The following is a 22588-nucleotide window of genomic DNA, read 5'->3' as shown; positions in this document are numbered from 1 at the left end:
AAAGAAAATATAGAGAATCTAAGTGGGATTGTGCCAAACAAAAGGATTCTAAAAAATTAGATTCTAAGGTGGATTGCTTCGTAACTGTGTTGCTCGCAATGACAAAAATTGACTTTTTAGACCATAAATTCTAAAATTTTGTTATTTATAAGATAAAAATTACTTGTATAGTAAGTAGGAAGGTTGAGGAAATTATGAAGGCTAAATTAAATATTAACGAACAAATATTACATATGCAAAGTTTAGGGGTTGCGTTTGAGCTTTACTCGGAGCAAAAGGCAAAAGAATTTTTAACATACAACAATTATTATTTTAAAATAAAATCTTATGCAAAGAATTATGATAAATATAAAGGAAAATATAAAAATCTTGATTTTGCTTACCTTGTTGAATTTTCAACATTGGATATGCATTTAAGAAGATTCATTTTGGAGCTTAGTCTTGATGTAGAACATTTACTTAAAGTTTCTCTTAATGCACATTTTTGCAACAACAGAAATGAAGATGGATACAATATAGTAAAAGATTTTTTGACTCAAAATACAAAAATTAAGGAACAAATCTTGGCAAAATCTCAAGATATATCGTTTGTAAAAAATTTATTATCGAAATATAATGCTGAACTAGCATTATGGAATCTTATAGAGATTTTAAGCTATGGAGATTTTCTAAAGTTTTATAAATTCTATTTCGAAAAATACCCTAATAAAGAGAATTTATATCCATTAGCATATTGTGTCCGTATTTTACGTAATGCGACAGCACATAGTAATTGTATTCTAAACACATTAAAAATTCCTTACAATAGTAATTTTAAACCAAATAAAATATTACAATCATATCTTGCAAATATAAAAGAGATTCCAGAATCTGCAAGAAAAAAGATAAACAAGAATCCTATGCTACATGATTTTAGTGCATTAATTTTACTTTTTATGAAGCTTTGCACCTCGCAAGGCATGAAAAAAGCAAAAAGAAAAGAACTTTTATGTCTATTTAGACGATTTAAAAAGAATAAATATTTTTTCAGTAAAAATAATTTCATTAGGTCACAGTTTATTGTGTTTCAAAAAATAGCATTTTTTGTAATTTTTAGTAAAATTTAATAAAAACTGCTTGCTTTATTAATAAAATTTGCTAGAATTCAAGTGCTGACCAAACAATGTGAAAGCATTGTAGCGGGGAGGTAGGCGTGCTTATCTCCCTTTTTTCTTTTAGTTTAAATTTAAAATTGATGGTTCTGTCTAAATCCTACATAAATTCAAATTAGCCTAAAACTCATACTGTAAAAACGCCTTAAGATAGCTTGAGTTAATATCCTCTTGCGCGAAGCGTTGCATTTGGCGCATATACACCGCCACCGCGCCAAGGCTTATATGAGAATCTAGCGCATACCCAAAGCCCGCACTTATCTGCCGTTGCGAGCCACCATGCACCCTAGCTTTTTGCCCGCTGGATTCCCTAGCGTGAAAGTTAAGCGCGAGCCTCCCAAACTTAAGCGCGCTAAAGGCATAAAAAGAGCGCGTCTGCCCATAAAACATATTTGTCGCGTTGCTCCCATTGTGCCACCCGCCCGGCGCGATGACATTAAAGAGAAAGGGCGTGGCATCATCAGCTTCAAAAACAAAGCGATTGCCAAGAAAGGCGTTTGTGAAGTCCTTTTCCCCACTTTGTGCAAATCCTAGCCCGATAAGAAAGCGCTTTTTGTAATGCAAACTCAAACGCGCAAAGCTAAAGAAAGTATCGCCAATGTCCTTCTGTCCGTGTGTATAGACATCGCCTTGAGGCATTAAAAGTGTGGGATTAAAGCTCTTTGAATATGCAAAATGTGCGAGAAATTGCAAGCTCCAGCCTATTCCATCAATTGTATCACCTTCGCGGAAGTGAATTCCGCTCGGCTCCGCTCCGCGCTCATACTCCACCTTTTCTAATTGATTAGAATCTTGGATTCTGTCACCTTGCTTTGTTGTTTGAGAATCTATCCCGTCTATTCCATCAATTGGTATCGTCTCAGCGGAAGTAAATTCCGCTTCGCCTCCGCTCCACTGTGTTGCGCGCGCATACTCGGCACTGTTTGGTTGATGAGAATTTTGGATTCTATTGCGCTGGTTGGAATTTAAAGCGTGCGTGGATTTTGCAGATTCTATAGAATCTCTCAAATCCCTAGAGCCCAGCGGGATTTGCAAATGCACTTTTGCGCCGATGGTATTAAAAATGCCTTCAAAATAATAATCATAGATTCCCAAAAAATTTTCCTCACTGCCAAGCTCCGCGCCAAATGCAAACATTTCACGCGAATTGTATTCTTTCTTAAATTCTTCAAACGCGGATTGCTCCTCTCTATTGATATGGGCTTGCTCATTTGCATAAGTCGCACTTGCTCTAAACGTGCTTGCGCCAAAAAGTGGCTTTGTGAAATGCGCCTGCACGCCTTGTATATGCTCGCCTAGCCAATCAAGATGAGACTCAAACCTTCCTGCTTGCACGCTAAAACTAGCACCCCCAGCCTGCCCCACCTGATAGAGCGCGAACGCCTTGTCATTGACATAATGCGTGCGCGAGTAGTCATTGACATTGCCCTTTGGGCTATCAAGTGTAGGTATCGCGCCAAAAACCCCGAGCCAAAGGCTTAGGTGCTCATTGACATGATGATGAAGCATGAGGGAGAGATTTATCGTGCCATAAGAATCTTTATTTTCCCCAAGCGCAGAGCTTTTGGCAAATGTGCCTATGTAGCCACTTAGCAAGGGTAAATCGCTAGGATTGTTTTTAGGATTTTCTATAGCATAGAGTTGCGCGCAGGCAAAGCCCACAAATCCCACTGCGCTAAAAAATTTTTTTATCATTATTTTGTCTTTTTTGTATTTCGTTTTGGGAGGGCATTATAACACGCCTTATCTTTTATAAAGTTTTGCTACAATTGCCCTTTATTAAAAAGGAGACCTTATGCAAGATTTTAAAGTGTTTGTTGATAATTTTCAAAAATCCCCAAATTACAAAGAACCGCTGGGCTTTGGCATTGCGCGTGTGGAGATTGGCAAGAAGTCAAAGGCTGTGCTGTGCGCGACTTATCCGACGATGAATTGGGCGGGCGAAAATTTGGGAACTTATGCTGTGCTAAGTGAGTGCGCCAAAAGTGCAGAGTGCATTTCTCAAAGTGAAAATGAAGCAGTGTATGGAATCAATCAAGAGTTTGTCAATAAGGCATTGGAATTGTATGCGCCTTTTTTAAGCGAGGCTTTGAGTGATACACAAACGCATAAAAATATACAAGTGATTTTGGAGCTTAAAAAGCAAGATAATAAAGGCAAGCTCAAAACCAAAGGCGGGCGGGCGCGCTATCGTTTTTGTGTGATTTATAAGGATACAAAATGTGAAAGTGTGGAATCTGCGTATCTCAAGCTTTTGGCGCTGTCTTTAGGCAAAGCACCTTTAAGAAGTTTGCAACTTGATGGAATCTTTGGCTTACTGCAAAATGTCGCGTGGAGCGGGAATAAACCTTACGAGCTAGAATGGCTACGCGAAAATGAAGTGTGCCTAAAAATGGAAGGCACATTCCCTAGCATTGATTTTGTGGATAAATTCCCGCGCTACCTCATGCAGGTAATCCCGCAGTTTGATAATATCCGCTTGCTTGATACTGCAAAAACGCGCTTTGGTGCGTATCTAGGCACAGGTGGCTATACACAAATGCCAGGAGCTAGCTATGTGAATTTTAACGCAGGCGCGATGGGTGCTTGTATGAACGAAGGGCGTATAAGCTCAAGCGTAATCGTGGGTGAGGGAAGCGATGTAGGTGGAGGTGCTAGTATTTTAGGCGTGCTAAGTGGCGGGAATGCCGATCCGATAAGCATTGGCAAAAACTGCCTGCTAGGTGTGAATAGCTCAACAGGCATAAGTTTGGGCGATGGGTGCATCGTAGATGGTGGCATCGCGGTGCTTGCTGGCACGGTGTTTGAAATCTCAAAAGCAGAAGCAGAAAAGCTAGCTGAAATAAATCCGGGCTTTGTCATCAATCCTAGCGGTTTGTATAAAGGCAGGGAGCTTTCTGGCAAAAATGGCGTGCATTTTAGGCAAGATTCTAAAAGTGGCAATATGATAGCCTTCCGCTCAAATCGCAAAATCGAGCTAAACGCCGCGTTGCATTAGAATCTTGAAAGCTTAAAATCTTTGGCATTGCGTTAAATGTTTGATTGGGAGTTTGTCTTTAGTCATGCGTATTTGTTTAAAGACGCGCTTATTTTGACTTTGCAGATTTCAGCAGTTGGAATCTTGCTTTCTTTCATCATCGGCTTTGTTTGTGCGCTTTTGCTTTCTTTTAGAAAAATCTTTTTTTTAAGCGCGTGCGCTAGCGTTTATACAGAAATCGCGCGCAACACGCCTTTAGTCTTGCAGATATTTTTCCTCTACTTTGGGCTTAATCGCATAGGGTTGGAGCTAAGCGCATTTTGGTGCGCGAGTTTGGGGCTTATGTTTTTAGGCGGTGGCTATATGTGTGAATCTTTTCGCGCGGGATTGCAAAGTGTGGGAAAGTCACAAATAGAATCTGCCCTAAGTTTAGGCTTTAACAAGTCTCAAATTATGCGCTTTGTACTTGTGCCTCAAGCTTTGGGCGTGAGTATGCCAAGCATTGCGGCAAATGTGATTTTCCTCATCAAAGAAACTTCGGTGGTGAGCGTCATCGCGCTTGCTGATGTGCTGTATGTGAGTAAGGATATTATTAGTGTTTATAGCAAAACTTATGAGGCGCTTTTTATGCTACTTTGTGCGTATTTAGTCGTGCTACTGCCACTTTCAATCTTTTTTAGCTTTTGTGAAAAGCGCTTTAGGATTTAGGTGATGGATACAGATTCTTTGCTTGCTACTTTACAAGCCCTTTTTGGCGGTGTGAATGCGTGGCGCCTGTGCGAAGGGCTTTTTATGAGCTTTTTTATTTCTTGTGTGAGTATCTTTTTTTCTATTATTTTTGGGAGTATTTGCGGGCTGTGTATGCTTTCGCGCTTTTTTGTATTGAGGGCGTGCGCGAAGTTGTATTTGGAGTTTGTGCGCATTGTGCCAATCTTAGCGCTTTTGTATGTGTTTTATTTTGGTTTGCCACAATTACTTGATATGAATTTGAGTAATATTTTTGTGGGCATTGTGGTGTTTAGCATTTGGGGGAGCGCGGAGATTGGGGATTTGGTGCGTGGGGCGTTTAGCTCGATTGATAAGCACCAAAGAGAATCCGCGCTTAGCCTAGGGCTTAGTCCGCTTAAGGTGCAGTTTTTCATCATCTTGCCACAAGCTACAAAGCGCCTTCTGCCAACGAGTATAAATCTTTTTACGCGCATTATTAAGACGACTTCGCTTTTGCTTTTTATCGGTGTGGCAGATGTGCTGCTTGTCGCAAGGCAGATTATTGAAGCAAATCAGAGGTTTGATCTCGCGCCTTTTATTATGTATGGGTTGCTTTTGGTGCTGTATTTTGCGCTGTGCTACCCGCTAAGCTTTTTGTCAAAAAAATTAGAATCTAAATGGAGCTAATATGCTAAAAATCCACAACTTAATCAAAGAATATAACACCCACCGCGTGCTAGATTCCATAAGTTTTGAAGTGCAAAAGGGCGAAGTGGTGGTATTGCTTGGACCTAGTGGCTGTGGGAAAAGCACACTTTTGCGCTGTATCAATGGATTAGAATCCACGCAAGGTGGGGAAATCTACTTAGAAAACACACTTATAAACACGCCAAAAAGCAATTGGGGGAAAATCCGACAAGAAATTGGCATGGTGTTTCAAAACTATGAGCTTTTTTCGCATTTGAGCGTGGAGGAAAATATCTTGCTTGCCCCGCTAAAGGTGCAAAAACGCGCCAAAGATGAGGTGAGGGAGCAAGCGCATGCGCTTTTAAAGCGTGTGGGATTAGAATCTAAACTCAAAGCCATGCCAAAATCCCTAAGCGGTGGGCAAAAGCAACGCGTGGCGATTGTGCGCGCGCTTTGTATGAATCCAAAAATTATGCTTTTTGATGAAATCACGGCTTCGCTTGATCCTGAAATGGTGCGCGAAGTGCTTGATGTGGTGCTAGAGCTTGCAGATGAGGGCATGACGATGCTACTTGTGACGCATGAAATGGGCTTTGCAAAGGCGGTGAGCGATAAGGTGGTGTTTTTAGATTCTGGTAAGATTATCGAGCTTGCAAAGAGCGTGGAGTTTTTTAATAATCCTCAAACCAAACGCGCGCAAAATTTCTTGCAGACTTTTGATTTTAAGCGTAGGCATAAAAACTAAGATTTAAAAAAGAGAGGTTAAAAAGTAGATGGAGGAAAAGCGGGGAAATCCCCGCTAGATTCCAAAACTTTGAATCAATGGAATGGATTAATCTCTGCTGCCAAAGATTCCAAAAAGTTGCAAAAGGCTTACAAAGATATTGTAAAAATCCAAATAAAGCGCGATAGCCGCATCTACCGGACTGCTATAAAGCCCGCGGACAATATTTTGTGTGTCATAAGCTACATACACGCTAAAAAGTATTGCCACTGCGCCAGCGATGAGCGCTTGAAAGCCCATATTCATCACAAAAAGATTCACAATCGAGCATATAATCACCACGATAAGCGAAATAAAAAGCATTTTGCCCATATTTGCGAGATCTTTTTTAGTTTTCACACCAAAAATACTCATAACGCCAAAAATAATTGTCGTCATACCAAAAGCTGAAACAACAGCGCCAGCGCCATTTTTCGCAATCACAAGTCCCAAAAGTGGCGTAATCGCAAGCCCTGTAAGGAATGTAAAGATAAAGAGCATCGCGATATTAAGCCCGGGCTTAGAGCGTGAAAACATAAGTCCAAAAAGTGCCGCAAACTCCGCAATAAAAATAAACATGCGATATTGCATTACTGCCTCAAAATACATAAATCCTACAAGTGCGCCAATTGTAGCAATTAGCAAACTTGCACCAAAAAATTTATAAGTAGTTTTTACAAAATTTACCAATGCGCTTTCTTGTGCTTGAGCCATAGAAGCGACATTTACATTTGTGTAGTCTCTATCATAAAGTGCCATGTTTTCTCCTTCTTCTAAAAATGAGCGCGTATTATCGCAAGTTTTGGTAAATAGCCTTAAATGTGCTATTTAAGCGCATTTAGGATAAAAATAAGGTTGCGCAATAAAAGCTCTTTTATGTCTTGGCGCGAGAGTTTATTATCATTTTGCAAGCCAAAATAGCGATCCGCAGAGATTCTAAGCTCGCCATTTGAAGTTTGCTTGATTTGCTTTTTCTTTGAGTGTAGCTCAAGCACGATGAGCGATTTTAGGCTTACTTCATCTTGGCTTTTTAGCACATTGACATCTTGACTTTCCTCATCTGCTTTAAGTTCATAGCTTACAGCAAGCGTGAAAGTCTCCGCACCCGCACTTTGCCCCGCATTCTGAATAAAGCTAAAGCAATTTGATTGCTTAAAAACAGAATCTAAAAGTTCCGCAAAGCTTTCTTTGCTAAACAGACGCTCACTCTCTTTTTTCACGCTCACTTGAGCAACACTAATGCGCCCTTCTGGAAGTAACACTTCATATTTTGGCGCGTCACAAGTTGGGATTATAGGACCTTTAGCCTCTAGCTCGACATCTTGACACCCACTAAAAAACAACAACGCTCCAAAAATCGCGCTTAGCGCAAATGTAACCAATTTCATTTCTCACTCCTTGTTTAAAATAGCTTTTATTGTATCTCTAAAAAGCTTAAGATTCTGAAAGTTTGCCCTAATAAAAAAGCAATCAAAAGCCCTCTTTCATTTGCCTAGCGTTTTTTGCATATCCTCTAGCACTTTTTGCGCGTGCCCTTTGGCTTTGACATTGTAGTATGCCTTAGCGATTTTGCCCTCCATATCGATGACAAAGCTTGAGCGTATGATTCCCATTACCTTTTTGCCATACATGAGCTTTTCACCATACGCGCCATAGCTTGTGGCGATTTGCTTGTCAGGATCGCTTAGAAGTGTGATTTTAAGTTTTTGCTTTGTGATGAAATTTTGATGGCTTTTTTGGCTATCAGGGCTTACGCCAAGTATCACGCAGTTAAGATTCTCAAACTCTTCCAAAAGCGCGCTAAAGTCTTGCGCTTCAGTCGTGCAGCCGGGCGTGTTATCCTTTGGGTAAAAATACAGCACGACATTTTTCCCTATAAAATCACTTAAATTTACCTCAAGCCCAAAGCTATCTTGCGCGCGAAAAGCAGGCGCAAGGTTGCCAGATTCTAACTTTGCCATAAATCCTCCTTGGTTTAAAATCTACTTACCATAGAATCTTGCGCTTTTTACAAAATATAGCGCGCTAAATCGACATTCTCCACAAGCTCGCCGAGCTTTTCTCGCACCATTTGCGCAGTGACTATCACTTCCTTACCTATGTAGTCCTCACACTCAAAGCTAATGTCTTCTAACACGCGCTCTATTGTCGTATGTAACCTACGCGCGCCGATATCCTCTGTCTTTTCATTCGCGTGAAATGACAGCCTCGCAAGCTCTCTAATCGCCTCATCTTCAAACTCTAGCGTAATGTCTTCAGTCTGCAAAAGCAATTGGTATTGACGGATAATAGAGCTTTTTACCTGTGTGAGAATCTTATAAAGGCTCTCTTGCGTGAGGTTTTCTAGCTCCACGCGCAAGGGAAAGCGCCCTTGCAATTCTGGTATCAAATCGCTTGGCTTGCTAAAGTGAAACGCGCCTGCTGCGATAAAAAGAATATAATCCGTGCGGATTTGCCCATATTTTGTGCTTACCACACTTCCTTCTACAATTGGGAGTAAATCGCGTTGCACGCCCTCTTTGCTGGGATCTTGGCGTGAGCTATCCTTACTACTTACAGCGATTTTATCAATCTCATCGATGAAAATCACCCCTTTTTGCTCGGCGCGCTTTAAGCCCTCTTGCTTGATTGCTTCATAATCCAAACATTCCCTAAGCGCCTCTTGCGTGAGCGCCTCTTTTGCCTCTTTCACGCTCATTTCACGCTTTTGCTTTTCTTGCTGGGGGGAAAGCACTTTGATGATAGATTCCTGCACTTTTAGCATATCTGGTGGCAGTCCTTCATCAAAAGTAGGCAGATTCTTGCTCACCTCGATATTTATCATTAGAGAATCCATCTCACCATTTCGCACACGCTCTTTCATTTTTTCAAAGCTTTGCGCATATTCTTGCTTTTTTTGCTCATTCACGCTACTTGGGAGCGGGGGGAGGATTTTTTGCGTGATTTTATCAAGTATGTATTCCTTGATATTTTGTTCCTCTTTTTGTTTGTATTCTTTCTCAACGAGATTCACACTTGCAAGCACTAAATCACGCACCATAGATTCCACATCGCGCCCTACAAAGCCCACCTCTGTGTATTTACTCGCTTCAACCTTGACAAAAGGCAGTCCCATGATTTTTGCCATTCTGCGCGCGATTTCAGTTTTCCCCACACCTGTGGCACCTATCATAAGGATATTTTTTGGCGTGATTTCTTCTTGCACTTCTTTTTCTAGATTCATTCTGCGGTAGCGATTACGCAAAGCAATAGCCACCGCTTTTTTAGCATCGCTTTGTCCGATAATATAATCATCTAAATACGCCACAATCTGGCGCGGGGTCATATTTTCTTTCATTATTCAAGCTCCAAAATTTTGATATTTGTGTTTGTGTAAATGCAAAGCTCACCGGCAATTTGCAAAGATTGTCTTACAAGCTCTTTTGGTGGGATTTGCAAATTTTTAGAATCTGCATTTGTTTGTATCACGCCATTTTGCACCCTATCAAGTGCGCGCGCAGCCGAAAGCGCGTAGTTCCCACCACTGCCAATAGCCGCGATCTTCCCATCTTCTGGCTCGAGCACATCGCCACTTCCGCTCAAAATAAAAAGATGCTCCTTATCAAGCACAATCATCATCGCTTCTAATTTACGCAGGTATTTATCACTTCGCCACTGCTTTGCAAACTCAAGCACAGAGCGCATTAGCTCGCCCTTTTTGCCTTCTAAAATGCGCTCAAAACTATCAAACAAGCTAAACGCATCAGCCGTGCTTCCTGCAAAACCGCTTAGGATTTTGTCATGGTAGAGCGTGCGCACTTTTGTCGCATTGCCCTTCATCACGCAGTTTCCAAAGCTCACTTGCCCATCGCCTCCAATCACCGCGCATTTTTTCCCTTCAAACTCGCCTCTATAAGCCAAAATCGTTGTCGCTTCAAACATAATTTTCTCCTACAAATCTTAAATCCCAAATTTTGGATTCTATCAGAATCCTATTCAATACACTATTAATAAATTTTTATTTTCTTGTAGTGGAATTATTTTTGTTTGAAAAAAGCTATCTTAACACAAAGGCATTTTATGCACTATCCTTTAGAGCCTTTTAGCGCGTTTGAAGAAAATCTGCTTTTGTGGATGGGGCGCTTTGTGCGGTGGAAAATTAACACACTTTCAAATCACCAAGTGCGCGACAAAGAAGCCATTTTACAATGCTTGCAGATTCTTAATCAAAAGCCCCAAAGCATTCAGCATCTCTTGCAAATATGCAAAAACGCGCGCAAAGCCGGGCTTATAGGGATAAATATTTTTATCACGCCACTTGGGAAGCTGTATGAGTATCTTTGTGCGCTTAGGCTAAGCTCTTTACGCGAGATTAATGAAGAGATTATTATTGATTTTTTAAGCGTGCATACCTCGACGCTAAGTGATGCGAGTAAAAAAAATTATAGAATCGTGCTTATTGGATTTTTTGGCTTTATTGATAAGCGCAATGAGGATAATGGCACCTCGCATGTGTTTGGAATCGAACTTGCGATTAAGCATTTGCTCGCGCAAAATAATGGGCAAAAACTTCCCGCGTATTTAGAAGAGCGCGAGTTGGAGCGGTTTTTGGAAGCTATAGATTCTACGCCATTGCCATTTTCCCACGCCACGCGCGATAAGCTCATTATAAAAATCATCGTTTATACCGGCGTGCGTGTCAATGAGATTCTCAACTTTCGCACAAAGGATCTAATCCCGCAAGAGGATTTGTGGATGTTTGCAGTGCGCGGGAAGGGCAATAAAATGCGTATGGTGATGGTGAAAAAAGAAAAGATTGAGAATCTTATGAGTGCGTGGATGGAGCAACGCAGTCAAATCGCGCTTAATACGACGATTGAAGATGGTCTTATTTTTTGCAACAAAAAAGGTGGCAAGCTCACGCAAGCGCGCGTATATCAGGTGCTAGGCGCAATTTTAGCCCAAGCTGGGATTAAAAAGGAAAAAATGGGCGCGCATATGCTTCGCCACACTTTTGCTACGATGCTTTATACCAAAAAGCATGATTTGGTGCTGGTGCAAGAAGCGCTCGGACACGCTAACCTCAACACAAGCAGAATCTACACGCATTTTGATAAGCAACGACTTATCGAAGCTGCAAGCGTTATGGATGATTTTGAAAAATGAAAAAGTGGTTTTATTAGAATGGAGAAAAAATTTTCTTTTCCTTGTGTGATTCTCTGTGGTGGGAAATCTAGCAGAATGGGCTGTGACAAGGCGCTTTTGCCTTTTGGTAAAAAGAGTGCAAATTTTGCGGGGCAAGATTTTAAACAAAATGCGGAATGTGAAACAAAGCAAGATTTTATGCAAGATTCCCTCACGCAATTTGTTTATAAAAATCTAAGCGCGCACTTTGAGCGCGTTTTTCTTTGTGTGAAGTCTCAAGATTCTAAGCTTTTGAGATACAATTTGCCAACGATTATAGAATCGCGTGTGTTGCAAGAAAATGCCCTAGATTGCGCTTTGGACTTTCAGAATCTCACATTTAAAGAGCAATTTTCCCCGCTTTATGGAATCTTTTGCGCGCTGGAGTTTGCACAAAAGCATTTAAGCGCGCAGTATGTGGCGTTTGTGAGCGTAGATACGCCTTTTGTCAATCCTTTGTATTTTGAAAGTCTTTCTTTGCTTTCACAGCAAGAAAACTGCAAAGTCGCCTACATAACGCAGATTTTAGAAAATGACGCCAAAAAAGAGTCAAATAAGAAAAAAGAGCATTTTTTGCTTTCCCTCTGGCATGTGAGTATGAAAGACGCGCTTTTAAACGCGCTAAAAAATAAAGACTTTAAAATCGGTGCGTTGATAAAAAGCACCTCACACGCAAGCTTAGAGATTAAAGATAACGCGCTAAGCTTTAATCTCAACACCAAAGAAGCCTATCATAAAGCGCTAGAGTTTTTAAATGCGCCGGAGTTCCAATTTTGCGCAAAGCGCCACTAGAAACACTAAAAAATTAAAATATTTGCAAATTGCTACAAACGCAGGTTTTTTTGCTAGAATCTAGGGCTTATTTTTTAAGCCAAAGGTAGCAAGATGATACGGCATTTTTTGACTTTGCAGGATTTTTCAAAGGAGGAGATTCTGCAAATCCTAGACTTGGCATTAGAGATTAAAGCAGAGCATAAATCTAACACCCCAACGCCCTATATGCGCAATAAAACGCTAGGAATGATTTTTGAAAAGTCCTCTACGCGCACGAGAGTGAGCTTTGAAGCGGGGATTTATCAGCTTGGCGGTATGGGGATTTTTCTTTCAAATAAAGACATTCAGCTAGGGCGTGGCGAGCCGATGAAAGACACCGCGCGCGTGATAAGCTCAATGCTTGATATGGTGATGATTCGCACAGGTGAGCATTCAAGAATCTTAGAGTTTGCGAAATATTCGCGCGTGCCTGTGATTAATGGTTTGACTGATGATTTCCACCCTGTGCAGCTTTTGGCGGATTATATGACGATGATAGAATGCGGAATCTATGTGCCAATAGATTCTCAATTTTGCAGATTCTATCCAAAAAGTGTGGCAAAGCCCGTGGTTGCTTACATTGGCGATGGGAATAATATGGCGCATTCGTGGCTAAACCTAAGTGCAATTCTTGGTTTTGAGCTAAGAATCGCTTCCCCAAAAGGCTATGAGCCAAAGAATGAGGTTGTGGAATTTGCACGGAAAAGGGCAAAAGTGAGTGGCGCGAAAATCCTCATCGGGCAAGATATTGATGCGGCAATTTCTGGCGCAAATGTCGTAACCACGGACACTTGGGCGTCAATGGGACAAGAGGATGAAAAAAAAGAGCGCGAAAAGGCGTTTAAAGAATATTGTGTGGATAGTGCTAAAATGGCGCTCGCGCAAAAAGAGGCGATTTTCTTGCATTGCTTACCGGCATATCGCGGACAGGAGGTGAGCGAGGAAGTGCTAGAAGGCGCGCAAAGTCGCGTTTTTGAAGAGGCGCAAAACCGCTTGCACGCGCAAAAAGGCGTTATGGTGTGGCTGGAGCGAGAAAATAGAGAAAAACAATAAAATTTAGAGAATCTAGCAACTTTTTTACAAAATATTTCTCAAAACATTTTTAAGTTTAAGGAGGGCAAAATGAAAATAGCGAAAAAAACCGCTGCGCTTTTTGATGAAAATATCCATCAACAATACAGCTTTGGCGTGCTAAATAAGATTGATTCTAAAAGCGCCCTTATTGCGTTGCAAAAAGGTGAATTAAATAATGAAAATATTTGGCTTTTGAAAGATAATGAAGATAATGAATTTGCGCTTATCCCAAGTCAGGCGCTAAATACGCTCAATCAGCGCATGAGGGATTTGCAAGAGGAGCGCTTTTTTATACGATTAGAGCGTGAAATCGCCCAGCAAATGCCAATTGATATGGACGATGTGGTGGTGATTGCATCAGAATATATTGAAAGTTTCCGCAAAAAAGATGGTTCCCTGCCTTTGCTAAATGCCCGCTCAATCGCGCGTGATTTGAAAAAACAGCACCCAAATCTTTTTTTTAACCTTCAAGATTTGCTTGATAAGAGATAGAGATATGATTGATTTTCAAAAATATGTGCGCTACTCAAAGCCCGGACCTCGCTACACAAGCTATCCTACTGCGGTGGAATTTAGCAGCGCTTTTGATGCTAATGCGTATAAAGAAGCGCTAAAACGCGCAGATTCTAGCAAAATCCCGCTTTCGCTTTACACGCATTTGCCATTTTGTCGCTCGGCATGCTACTTTTGCGGATGCAATGTGATTTACACCAGCAAAGAGGAAAAAAAGCCCCGCTATATCGAGTATCTCAAAAAAGAGTTAGCGCTTTTAAAACAGAGCTTTGATACAACGCGCGAAGTCGTGCAATTCCACTTTGGTGGAGGCACACCGACATTTTTTAATGCCAAAGAATTAGAATCTGTCATCAAAGCCTTGCGCGAGTGCTTCCCAAACTTTGCGAAAGATTGCGAAATTAGCTGTGAGATTGATCCCAGATATTTTGACATTGAGCAAATGCGCGTTTTGAAAGAGTATGGCTTTAATCGTTTAAGCTTTGGCGTGCAGGATTTTGAGGAATGCGTGCAGAATGCCATCCATCGCAAGCAGAGCTTTGAGATTGTGGGAAAAGCTGTTGAATTAGCGCGTAAATTTGGGATTAAATCTATTAATTTTGATTTGATTTATGGCTTGCCATTTCAGAGTTTGCAAAGCTTTGAGCGCACGCTAGATTCTGTGTTGGAGCTTAGCCCAGAGCGCTTAGCGGTGTTTAATTACGCGCATGTGCCTTGGCTTAAAAAAACAATGCGAAAAATCGATGAAACCACGCTTCCGCGCCCGCAAGAGAAATTGCAGATTCTACAAAATAGCATCGAAAAGCTCACAAAAAATGGTTATGAAATGATTGGTATGGATCATTTTGCAAAAAAAGATGATGAGCTTTATCTCGCAAAGGAGCGCAAACAGCTACGCCGAAACTTTCAAGGTTACACAACAAAGGGCTTTTCACAAACTGTCGGCGTGGGTGTGACAAGCATTAGCGAAGGGGTTGATTACTACGCGCAGAATTTTAAGGATTTGAGCTTGTATGAAAACGCGCTTGATAATGGGGTTTTGCCCACAGAGCGGGGCATTAGACTAAGTAAAGAGGATATTTTACGCAAGAGCGTGATAATGGAGCTTATGAATAACTTAAGCCTTAATTTTGCTTCCATTGAAAGCGCGTTTGAGATTGACTTTAAGGCGCATTTTGCCAAAGAGCTAAGCGAGCTAGAGCCATTTGAAAGAGCAGATTTGCTTGAGGTGAATAGTGAAGGGATTTTCACCACGCCAACAGGAGGCATGCTTATCCGCAATATTGCGATGCTTTTTGATGCGTATTTGTATAAAAATGTCGGCAAAGACACTTTCAGCAAGACGATTTAAGGTGCGCGCGTGCAGTTACTTGATTTAAAAAACCTCGCAAGCTCATGTGTGAAATGTGGAAAATGTATCCCAAGCTGCACAATTTATCAAGTCAATCGCGATGAAACAACTTCGCCTAGGGGATTCTTGGATCTTTTAGGCGCATATAAAGATGGTAAATTGCCTCTAGATTCTAATGCGAAAAAAATCTTTGAATCTTGCTTCCTTTGCACCACTTGTGTAAGCGTGTGTCCTGCGAGCTTGCCAACTGATTTAGCCATAGAATCTGTGCGCGTAGAAATCGCCAAAGAATATGGAATCAGCTGGTATAAACGCGCATATTTTTTTCTTTTGCGCCACAGGAAATGGGCGGATTTTGTCTTTAGCTTTCTAGCATTTATCGCGCCTTGCGCATTTAAAAGCGAGACTTACAAAGGAGAGAAAACAAAATTGTGCGCGAGGAGCTTTGTTTTTGGGTTAAAAGGGCGCAGTATTTTTCCTTTTGTGAAAAAATCCTTTTTGCAACGCCACGGGGGAGAAAAAGGCGCGCTAGATTCTCAAGCGCAAGATTCTCAAACACAAAGCCGCGTGGCGATTTTTATTGGGTGCATTAGCAACTACAATTACCCAAATGTGGGGGAAAGTTTGCTAAAGATTCTTAATAAGCTCAATATCTCTTATTTTGTGCCAAAGTCGCAGGAATGTTGCGGTGCGCCGGCGTTTTTCACAGGTGATATACAAACCGTGCTTTTTTTAGTCAAAAAAAATATCGAATATTTTGAGAGTTTTTGGGACGAAATTGATGCGATGTTAATCCCAGAAGCCACTTGCGCGGCGATGTTAAAGGTGGATTGGAAACACGCACTTGAGCTAAGTGGGGAAAGTGAATGGGTAAAGCGCCTAGAAAAGCTTCTGCCAAAAATCCACATGGCAAGCGCGTGGCTACAAAGACAAACTGATTTAACTAAGCATTTGCAAGAAGGAAAACAGCAAGAAAGCGTCACCTACCACGATCCTTGCCACGCGCGCAAAGTGCTTGGAATCCACAAAGAGCCACGCGCGCTTTTAAGCAAAAATTTTAATCTCATAGAAATGCAAGATTCTGCGCGTTGCTGCGGTTTTGGTGGTATTAGTATGCAAAGCTCAAACTACGCGCTCACGCTCAAAGCCGGCACGCCAAAGGCAGAAGATATAGAAAACTCAAAGGCGCAAATCGTAAGCGCGGAATGTGGCGCGTGCAGAATGCAGATTACAAACACGCTAGATTCTATTGGCTCAAAAGTGCGCTTTATCCACCCATTGGAGCTTTTGGCTGAGAATCTTAAAAGCTAAGATTTTCAATACAACTGCATACTCGCGCAATGCAAGCTTCCATGCCATTTTATAAGTGTTATGCAATCTATCCCCAGCACTTCTAAATGTGGCAATTCTGCGCGCAAGGCTTCAAGCGCGCGTTTGTCGTTTTTCTTGTCGTTATAAGTTGGCACAAGGAGCGCGCCATTGACAAATAAAAAATTCACATAGCTTGCTGGCAGGCGCTCTTTTTTATAAAATTGCGATTTTGGCAAAGGCAGTGGCACAAGCTTAAAAGGCGCGCCAGATTCATCGCGCAGGGCTTTTAGCTCGCTTTCCATTTTTGCTAAACTCTCAAAATGTATATCCTTGCTATCCTCGCATTTCACATAGGCGATGGTTTTTGGCGCGATAAAGCGCGCGAGATTATCAATGTGGCTATCCGTATCATCGCCTGCCAAAAATCCATGCTCTAGCCAAAAAATCTTTTTAAGCCCAAATGTTTCACGCAGGATTTTTTCAATCTCTGCTTTGCTTAAATGCGCGTTGCGGTTTGGCTCTAGGAGGCAGTTTGTGGTGGTTAGAAGTAGTCCTTCGCCATTGCTATCAATGCTTCCGCCTTCCAACACAAGGCTTTGCGTGCTGAGGTTTTCTAGGATTCCAAGTTCGTGAAGTCGCGTATTTATTTGATTGTCAAAATTCGCGCTAAATTTTAACCCCCAACCATTGAAAGTAAAATTAAGATTTTCATTGCGCCCATTTTGCTGTATGCTAATAGGTCCAAAATCACGCGCCCAAGTGTCATTGAGCGGGATTCTAAAAATTTGCAAATTACCGGATTTGAGCTGTTTTTTGCAATGCTGTTGGATAAATTTTAGCCCGCTTTTATCGCGCGGATCGATGCAAAGATACACGCGCTCACGCACGCAAATAAGCTTAATAATGCGCTCAAAGCACGCGCGCACTTCTTTTAAAATACTTTTCCAATCGCTGTATTTATGCGGGAGGGCGAGCAAAATCGCGCGCTGTTTTTCCCACTCTGCATAAAGGCGCGGGGATTGCGCAGGGGTTTTTGGGCTTTTTATAAGTTTTGTGTTTGGCAGATTCTTAGATTCACTTAATTTTAGAGAATCTTTAGGCGCATTTTGCCTTTGTGCAGGCTTTTTGCTGGAAGTAGAGGCTTTCACTTTGAGCTCCTTTTTAGGAATAAAACCTTTACCTTAGCACGAGTTTTATTAAAAGGCTTTGAAAGTGAAATATTGCAAGGAAATTTTATTAAAAAGTTAAAACACATATTGTATTTTTGAAATTTTGTGCTACAATTGGCGCTTTCTTTGATTTTTTAGATTCTAAAAATATATTTTTCAGAATCTCTCAATTTAGCCAAACATCGCCCCGACAACGCTTTTAGAGGTGGCGCTTGTGCGCAATTGATATTATTGATACAAGGAGTTTCCCATTATCTCACTACAACAAGTAAGCAAAACCTATCCTAACGGCTTTTGCGCGATTAAAGGTATTGATTTAGAAGTGCAAGAAGGCGATATTATGGGGATTATCGGCTATTCTGGCGCGGGGAAAAGCACGCTAATTAGGCTTATAAACCGCCTTGAAGAGCCAAGCAGTGGGCGCGTAGAAATCGATGGAATCGACATGCTCGCGCTTTCTCAAAAACAGCTCCAAAAGCAACGACAAAATATAGGTATGATTTTTCAGCATTTTAACCTTTTAAGCGCGCGCGATGTGTTTGGGAATGTCGCCTTTGCGCTTGAGATTGCTAAATGGAAAAAAGATAAAATAAAAGCGCGCGTAGATGAGCTTTTAGAGCTTGTGGGTTTGAGTGAAAAAGCGCATTTTTATCCAAGTCAGCTAAGTGGCGGGCAAAAACAGCGCGTAGCCATTGCGCGTGCGCTTGCAAATCACCCAAAAGTGCTTCTTTGTGATGAAGCCACAAGCGCGCTAGATACCAAAACTACGCGCTCAATCCTTGCGCTTTTAAAAGATATCCAAGCAAAGCTTTCGCTTACAATCGTGCTTATCACGCATCAAATCGAGGTGGTGCAACAAATTTGCAACAAAGTTTGCGTGATTAGCAATGGCGAGATTGTGGAGCGTGGGAAGGTTGAAGAAGTGTTTGCTAATCCAAAACAAGCCATCACAAGGGAGCTTATCTCGTTTTTGCCACTTGATGAGAATAAACTTATCGCGCATGTGGGCGCTAGCGAGAATACTTATCGTGTGATTTTCACAGGACCTAACGCGCAAAGCCCGCTCATTAGTCAGATGATTAGGAAATTTGGCGTAGATGTGAATATTTTAAGCGGTAGCATTGAAGAGTTTAATAAGCAAGACATCGGGCATTTGGTGATAAGATTTTTGCAAACTGATACAGATTCTATCCACAAAAGCTTAGAATGGCTACAATCTCAAGGTGTGACGATAGAATCTCTCAATTCCGCGCAAGATTTACAAGATTCACAAACCACACAGAATCCACACGCCACACAAAACAAGGACTAAACAATGATAAAAGATTTTTTACGCTCTGCAAATAGGGAATTTGAAGCGATTTTGCATTCTTTGTTTGGTAATGATTTGGGCTATTTGCTTTCAAAAGGCTTGCTTGAAACGCTTTATATGGTGCAGTTTTCCGCGCTTTTTGCGGTGCTTTTTGGCTTGCCACTTGGTGTTTTACTCGCTATCACGCGCAAAGATTCTATCAAGCCCGCGCCACTTTTTAATAAAATCCTCGGCTGGATTGTAAATATGGTGCGTTCTTTCCCTTTTATGGTGCTAATCCTTGTGCTACTGCCATTTTCTGGCGCACTTATTGGTATGAGCACAGGCTCAACAGCTGCGATTATCGCGCTAAGTATCGCGGCAATTCCTTTTATCGCACGCCTTTTTGAAGGAGCTTTGCTTGAAGTGCCAAAAGATTTGATCGAAGCTACGCAAAGCATGGGCGCGAGCAATTTTACGATTATCAAAATGATGCTAAGCGAATGCAAGCCAGCCCTCGCAAATGCCATCGTAATAACCTCAATCAGCCTTGTTGGGTATTCCGCGATGGCGGGGATTGTGGGCGGTGGCGGATTAGGAGATTTGGCTTATCGCATAGGATTCCAGTCTTTTAAGCCCGATGTGTTGTTTTATGCGGTGATTGTTACGATGATTTTAGTCCAGCTTATCCAAAGCAGCGGGGATTTTATCGTAAAAATCCTGCGTGCAAATCGTTAAATTTAACTTTAAAAAAGGAGCAAAAATGAAAATTTTACAAAAATTAGGCTTTGGGCTTTTAAGCGCCATTGTTGCGCTAGGTTTAAGTGCCTGCGGAGAAGAGAAAGAAAAGAATTTAGAATCTGCAGATTCTAGCAAAACGCCTTTGCTTGTGGTGGGTGCGACACCTGTGCCAGCAAGCGAGATTTTAGAATTTGCCAAACCACTTTTAGCGCAAAAAGGTGTGGAGATGAAAGTGCAGGTTTTCACAGACTACATAACGCCTGATATCGCGCTAAATGATGGAAGTAACGACGCTAATCTCTACCAGCACAAGCCTTTTATGGAGGCACAAAACGCGCAAAGAGGTTTTAATCTCATCGCGCTAGAGCCAATTTATGTCGTGCCACTGGGCTTTTATTCTAAAAAATATAAAAGCATTGATGAGATTCCAGAAGGTGCGGATATTGCCTTGCCCGGAGATAGCTCAAATCTCGCGCGTGCGCTGATTTTGCTTCATGATTTTGGTGTGATTGAGCTTAAAGATCCTAAGAATCTCGCAAGCACCATTGAATACGACATCGCAAAAAATCCTAAGAATCTACGCTTCAAACCCGTAGAGGCTGCGGGCTTGCCGAGTTTGTTGCCTAATGTTGATGGCGCAGTGATAAATGCAAACTACGCATTGCAAGCAGGGCTTAGCATCAAAAGTTCATTTTTCCATGAGGATGCGAAGTCTGAATATGTCAATGTCTTTGTAACGCGCAAGGAGCTAGAAAATGATGAGCGCATCCAAAAGCTCAAAGAAGTGCTTATGGGCGATGAAGTCGCGGGCTTTATCATCGAAAAATACAAGGGCGAAATTTTGCCTGTGAATCTAAAAAAATAAAGGAGAAAATATGAAAATATTGAAAAACTTAGGATTGCTTGCCCTAAGCGCGATTATTGCATTTGGCTTGAGCGCGTGCGGAGAGGAAAAAGAAAAAGCGCAAACAGAATCTAAAAGTGGAAAGAAAAATGAAGTCATTGTGGGCGCGACACCTATCCCGCATGGGCAGATTCTGGAGTTTATCAAAGAGGATTTGCAAAAAGAGGGCGTGAATCTTAAGATTATCGAATTTACTGACTATGTGACGCCAAATATTAGCCTACATGATAAGAGTTTGGATGCGAATTTTATGCAACATAAGCCGTATTTGGATTCTATCAATAAGGACAGGGGCTATGGGCTTGTTTCAATCGCTGAAATCCACCTAGAGCCTATCGGGCTTTATTCCACAAAGTATAAAAGTATAGATTCTCTACCAGATGGTGCAAGGATCGCAATCCCAAATGATGTGACAAATGGCGGACGCGCGCTTATTTTATTGCATAATCAAGGGCTTATCACGTTAAAAGATGTTACAAATCTCGGTAGCACAGAATCTGATATTGTGCAAAATCCTAAGGGGTTAAAAATTATCCCCATTGATGGCGCGCTTTTGCCCCGCGTAGTGGATGAATACGATGGCGCGGTGATAAATGGAAACTACGCATTGCAAGCGGGCTTTAAGTCAAAAGATGCGATTTTGCTTGAGGATAAAAAATCGCCTTATGCAAATATCCTTGTCGTGCGCGAAGAAAGCGTAAATGATGAAAACATCGCAAAGCTTAAAAAAGCCCTGCAAAGCGAGAAAGTAAAAGAATTTATCATAAACACCTACGATGGCGAGGTAATCCCAGCATTTTAAGCTGGGAGTTTAGAGATTCTAACTAGCGAAAAATATTGAGATTCTTAACTGTCAAAGCGCGGGGCAGAATCTTAAAATCTCAATAACCAAAAATGGTAAAATGTGTGCGCGAGCGTGAGCGAGGCGGAGCCGAAGCGGGATTCACTCCCGCGTAGGCGATACAATTTAAAAGGAATAGATTCTCAAATTGCCAAACAGCGTTATAGTCTTATAGCCTTATCAGCCAAAAAATGTCATTATGCGCACGGAGTGGAGCTTTATAGGGTTTTTGCTTGACAGAATCAAATCTCAAAGCGCGTGGAATTTTCGAGGTTTAAGTCCAACTTTTGGCTCAAAACTAGAATCTTGCAGCTTAGCTCAATAAGTGCTAAAGTCTTTGCAATCTGCGCTAGAGTGCGCCCAAAGGCAAAAATCCCATAGCCTCGTATGATGACAAATTCGCGCGCACTTTGCTTCAAATAGCGCACGATATCCGTATCTGCGCGCTCATACCAACTCTCAAAATCCTTCGTGTCAAAAATACTAATGCGCTCGCCCAAAATCTCATGCGCGAAATAATCCTTTGGCTCTAAAAATGCGTTTTTCAGCGCGTATGCCATGCAAAAAGGCGGCGTGGCTTGGATAATGAACTTTGCCTCGCTAAAGTTAGCGTAAATGTCTGCATGGATATGCGCATCGATGCTTGCATCATTCCAGCGATAGTCTTGAATCTTGTCAAGCAAAATGAGATTTTCCTCGCAAATGCGATCAAAAATCGCCTCGCTTTTATTAATCACAAAGCGATCTTGGGAGATTCTCGCACTTATGGAGCCATGGAAGATTCCAAAAAAATCCTTGCGAAACAATGAAAGACAAACCTTTGAAAGCTCGCTAATCAGCTCGTTACTAACTTCTCTTATATGGATACTCATGGGCGTGATTGTAACGATTTTTGCTTAAAAGTTATCTTTAAAGGCGCGTTTCTTGGCATATTTTGTCGTATTTCTGACGGATTTTTAAGGTGTATTTGCTTAAATTATAATAAACTCTGATATGTTTTCTAAGTTAATAAACTTAATAAACTTTATATTAATAAACTAAACTTTATTAATTTTTAGCAATTCATTTACTAATTTGCTAAAAATTTGGTTATAATACCGCGAAATTTTTACATATAACTTAAAATTATTT

General features: G+C 41.3%; 23 protein-coding genes. 15 read left to right on the top strand and 8 right to left on the bottom strand.

The annotated features are described in order from the left end of the window. The first annotated feature begins 194 nt into the window (after positions 1-194). Complete coding sequence (locus CQA49_RS03950) at positions 195-1106, top strand: Abi family protein (protein WP_115574667.1); 912 nt, start codon at positions 195-197, stop codon at positions 1104-1106. A gap of 165 nt (positions 1107-1271) precedes the next feature. Here CQA49_RS03950 and CQA49_RS03945 read toward each other — a convergent pair whose 3' ends face one another. Next, the gene (locus CQA49_RS03945) at positions 1272-2846 is read right to left on the bottom strand and encodes a hypothetical protein (RefSeq protein WP_115574666.1); all 1575 of its coding nucleotides are present in this window, start codon (positions 2844-2846) and stop codon (positions 1272-1274) included. A 100-nt stretch (positions 2847-2946) separates the two neighbouring features. Here CQA49_RS03945 and CQA49_RS03940 point away from each other — a divergent pair, with 100 nt between their 5' ends. The 4 genes from CQA49_RS03940 to CQA49_RS03925 are packed head-to-tail and all read left to right on the top strand — an operon-like array spanning position 2947 to position 6268. Further along, complete coding sequence (locus CQA49_RS03940) at positions 2947-4149, top strand: 2,3,4,5-tetrahydropyridine-2,6-carboxylate N-succinyltransferase (protein WP_115574665.1); 1203 nt, start codon at positions 2947-2949, stop codon at positions 4147-4149. Positions 4150-4185: 36 nt separating this feature from the next. Further along, complete coding sequence (locus tag CQA49_RS03935; RefSeq protein WP_115574664.1) at positions 4186-4836, top strand: amino acid ABC transporter permease; 651 nt, start codon at positions 4186-4188, stop codon at positions 4834-4836. A gap of 3 nt (positions 4837-4839) precedes the next feature. Further along, positions 4840-5523 carry an amino acid ABC transporter permease gene (locus CQA49_RS03930; protein ID WP_115574663.1) on the top strand — a complete coding sequence of 228 codons (684 nt, stop codon included), beginning with the start codon at positions 4840-4842 and terminating at the stop codon, positions 5521-5523. A gap of 1 nt (position 5524) precedes the next feature. Next, positions 5525-6268: an amino acid ABC transporter ATP-binding protein gene (locus CQA49_RS03925; protein ID WP_115574662.1), complete on the top strand. Its 744-nt coding sequence runs from the start codon at positions 5525-5527 to the stop codon at positions 6266-6268. An 87-nt stretch (positions 6269-6355) separates the two neighbouring features. On the opposite strand, the gene CQA49_RS03920 is transcribed toward CQA49_RS03925, so the two are convergent. From CQA49_RS03920 to hslV, 5 genes are all read right to left on the bottom strand, one after another. Continuing rightward, a complete protein-coding gene (locus CQA49_RS03920; protein WP_115574661.1) occupies positions 6356-7045 on the bottom strand; it encodes a Bax inhibitor-1/YccA family protein in 690 nt (229 codons plus the stop codon). Positions 7046-7110: 65 nt separating this feature from the next. Beyond that, positions 7111-7674, bottom strand: a complete 564-nt coding sequence (locus CQA49_RS03915; RefSeq protein WP_115574660.1) for a hypothetical protein — start codon at positions 7672-7674, stop codon at positions 7111-7113. A 96-nt stretch (positions 7675-7770) separates the two neighbouring features. Further along, positions 7771-8247, bottom strand: a complete 477-nt coding sequence (bcp, locus tag CQA49_RS03910; protein WP_115574659.1) for a thioredoxin-dependent thiol peroxidase — start codon at positions 8245-8247, stop codon at positions 7771-7773. Positions 8248-8294: 47 nt separating this feature from the next. Beyond that, positions 8295-9611: an HslU--HslV peptidase ATPase subunit gene (gene hslU / locus CQA49_RS03905; RefSeq protein WP_408938907.1), complete on the bottom strand. Its 1317-nt coding sequence runs from the start codon at positions 9609-9611 to the stop codon at positions 8295-8297. Between the two features lie 11 nt (positions 9612-9622). Further along, positions 9623-10207 (bottom strand): ATP-dependent protease subunit HslV, encoded by a 585-nt coding sequence (hslV, locus tag CQA49_RS03900; protein WP_115574657.1) that lies wholly within the window; start codon positions 10205-10207, stop codon positions 9623-9625. 138 nt (positions 10208-10345) lie between these two features. Between hslV and CQA49_RS03895 the strand changes: the two genes are divergently transcribed. The 6 genes from CQA49_RS03895 to CQA49_RS03870 all read left to right on the top strand — a co-directional run bounded on the left by CQA49_RS03895 (position 10346) and on the right by CQA49_RS03870 (position 16511). Then, positions 10346-11431 carry a tyrosine-type recombinase/integrase gene (locus CQA49_RS03895; protein WP_115574656.1) on the top strand — a complete coding sequence of 362 codons (1086 nt, stop codon included), beginning with the start codon at positions 10346-10348 and terminating at the stop codon, positions 11429-11431. A gap of 18 nt (positions 11432-11449) precedes the next feature. Then, positions 11450-12241 (top strand): NTP transferase domain-containing protein, encoded by a 792-nt coding sequence (locus CQA49_RS03890; RefSeq protein WP_115574655.1) that lies wholly within the window; start codon positions 11450-11452, stop codon positions 12239-12241. Positions 12242-12337: 96 nt separating this feature from the next. Then, positions 12338-13315, top strand: coding sequence for an ornithine carbamoyltransferase (gene argF, locus CQA49_RS03885; RefSeq protein ID WP_115574674.1), 978 nt, complete (start codon positions 12338-12340; stop codon positions 13313-13315). 69 nt (positions 13316-13384) lie between these two features. Then, a complete protein-coding gene (locus CQA49_RS03880) occupies positions 13385-13828 on the top strand; it encodes a DUF2603 domain-containing protein (RefSeq protein WP_115574654.1) in 444 nt (147 codons plus the stop codon). A gap of 4 nt (positions 13829-13832) precedes the next feature. After that, positions 13833-15200: an oxygen-independent coproporphyrinogen III oxidase gene (gene hemN / locus CQA49_RS03875; RefSeq protein ID WP_115574653.1), complete on the top strand. Its 1368-nt coding sequence runs from the start codon at positions 13833-13835 to the stop codon at positions 15198-15200. Between the two features lie 9 nt (positions 15201-15209). Continuing rightward, complete coding sequence (locus tag CQA49_RS03870) at positions 15210-16511, top strand: (Fe-S)-binding protein (RefSeq protein WP_258864178.1); 1302 nt, start codon at positions 15210-15212, stop codon at positions 16509-16511. A 5-nt stretch (positions 16512-16516) separates the two neighbouring features. Here CQA49_RS03870 and CQA49_RS03865 read toward each other — a convergent pair whose 3' ends face one another. Further along, on the bottom strand, positions 16517-17557 hold the full coding sequence (locus tag CQA49_RS03865) for an agmatine deiminase family protein (protein WP_115574673.1): 1041 nt from the start codon (positions 17555-17557) through the stop codon (positions 16517-16519). A gap of 373 nt (positions 17558-17930) precedes the next feature. Between CQA49_RS03865 and CQA49_RS03860 the strand changes: the two genes are divergently transcribed. The 4 genes from CQA49_RS03860 to CQA49_RS03845 all read left to right on the top strand — a co-directional run bounded on the left by CQA49_RS03860 (position 17931) and on the right by CQA49_RS03845 (position 21418). Beyond that, on the top strand, positions 17931-18992 hold the full coding sequence (locus CQA49_RS03860; RefSeq protein WP_115574652.1) for a methionine ABC transporter ATP-binding protein: 1062 nt from the start codon (positions 17931-17933) through the stop codon (positions 18990-18992). Between the two features lie 117 nt (positions 18993-19109). After that, positions 19110-19709, top strand: coding sequence for a methionine ABC transporter permease (locus tag CQA49_RS03855; protein WP_258864179.1), 600 nt, complete (start codon positions 19110-19112; stop codon positions 19707-19709). A gap of 25 nt (positions 19710-19734) precedes the next feature. Further along, positions 19735-20577, top strand: coding sequence for a MetQ/NlpA family ABC transporter substrate-binding protein (locus tag CQA49_RS03850; RefSeq protein WP_115574651.1), 843 nt, complete (start codon positions 19735-19737; stop codon positions 20575-20577). Positions 20578-20587: 10 nt separating this feature from the next. Beyond that, entirely contained in the window at positions 20588-21418 is an 831-nt protein-coding gene (locus CQA49_RS03845) for a MetQ/NlpA family ABC transporter substrate-binding protein (RefSeq protein WP_115574650.1), read from the top strand. 281 nt (positions 21419-21699) lie between these two features. Here the strand turns inward: CQA49_RS03845 and CQA49_RS03840 are convergent, their stop codons facing one another. Then, positions 21700-22329 (bottom strand): class II aldolase and adducin N-terminal domain-containing protein, encoded by a 630-nt coding sequence (locus tag CQA49_RS03840; protein WP_115574649.1) that lies wholly within the window; start codon positions 22327-22329, stop codon positions 21700-21702. Positions 22330-22588: the final 259 nt, after the last annotated feature.

Source organism: Helicobacter sp. MIT 00-7814 (assembly GCF_003364115.1).
In the GTDB taxonomy this organism is placed as follows: Bacteria; Campylobacterota; Campylobacteria; order Campylobacterales; family Helicobacteraceae; genus Helicobacter_F.
This window is presented reverse-complemented; position numbering and strand designations above follow the sequence as displayed.